The organism is Kytococcus sp. HMSC28H12 (assembly GCF_001816045.1).
Taxonomy (GTDB): domain Bacteria; phylum Actinomycetota; class Actinomycetes; order Actinomycetales; family Dermatophilaceae; genus Kytococcus; species Kytococcus schroeteri.
The window spans coordinates 1-1057 of the sequence record NZ_KV824610.1; the positions used below are offsets into that span (position 1 = coordinate 1).

At 77.1% G+C, this 1057-nt stretch carries 1 protein-coding gene; it reads right to left on the reverse strand.

Annotation, left to right across the window (positions count from 1 at the left end; genetic code table 11):
* Positions 1-45 precede the first annotated feature (45 nt).
* Positions 46-852: a molybdate ABC transporter substrate-binding protein gene (gene modA, locus HMPREF3099_RS09575; RefSeq protein WP_070705739.1), complete on the reverse strand. Its 807-nt coding sequence runs from the start codon at positions 850-852 to the stop codon at positions 46-48.
* Positions 853-1057: the final 205 nt, after the last annotated feature.

A 1057-nucleotide genomic window follows, 5' to 3' on the forward strand; every position in this document is an offset into this window, starting at 1 on the left:
GGGGCCGACGGCGGGCGCGGGCGGGACGGTCGGCGCGGTCGGGGGTCACGGGGTGGTGAACCCCGCCTCGCGCAGCACGGCCCGGCCGCGGTCTGACTGCACGGCATCGACGAACGCCCGGGCCAGGGCGGGATTGGCGGCGTCGGACACCACCGCCAAGGGGTAGTCGGTGGTGGGCGCCTCCGGCAGGGGCACCTCGTCCACGGCGGACCCCGCGGCGCGCACGTCCGTCACGTAGACCAGCCCCGCGTCCACCTCGCCGAGGCGCACCTTGGCGAGGGTGGCCTTGACGTCGCGCTCCTGGGTGACCGGGTGGAGCGTGGTGCCGGTGGCGTCGGCAAGCTGCTGGGCTGCCGCACCGCAGGGCACCTCGGGCAGGCAGGTCGCCAGGCGCACGTCCTCGCGGGCCAGGTCCTCCACGCCGTCGATGCCGGCGGGGTTGCCCCGCGGCACGGCGATGGTGAGGCGGTTGCGCGCCACCACGGCGGGTTCCTCCACCGCACCGGCCTGCACCGCGGCGTCCATGGTGGTGGCCGAGGCGGTGGCGAGCACGTCGGCCGGGGCACCCTGGGTGACCTGCGTGACCAGCGCCGAGGAACCACCGAAGCTCAGGCGCACGTCGGTGCCGGGGTGGTCGCGCTCCACGTCGGCGGCGATCTGCTCGAACGCCTCGGTGAGCGACGCGGCGGCCAGCACGGTCACCTGACCGGTCGGCTCCCCCTCGGCCGGCGCGCCCTCCTCGGTCCCGGGGCCCGGTGCGCCACAGGCGCCGAGGGCCAGGGCAGCCACCACCGCGAGCGCGCCGGTCGGAACTCCCGCACGGCGCAGGAGGGGGCGGGGTCGGGTACGCATGGCCCGACTGTACGGGCGGGCGTTCCGGGTCCACTCGGCGCAGGGGTGTCCTGTCGCGACCGGTGCCCCGGGTTGAGGCGCCCCGAGTCGCCAGACCCGGGGGGTTTCTCCGGTTCGCCGGGGTGAGGTCACGTCGTGGACGGCGTCACCCCCGGACAGGCGGCGTCACCCCCGGGTGCGCACACGGCGAGGGGCCACCGTCGGG

Excerpts from the sequence above, each read along its gene's own strand:
- modA (WP_070705739.1), bottom strand. The coding sequence starts at position 852 with ATGCGTACCCGACCCCGCCCCCTCCTGCGCCGTGCGGGAGTTCCGACC.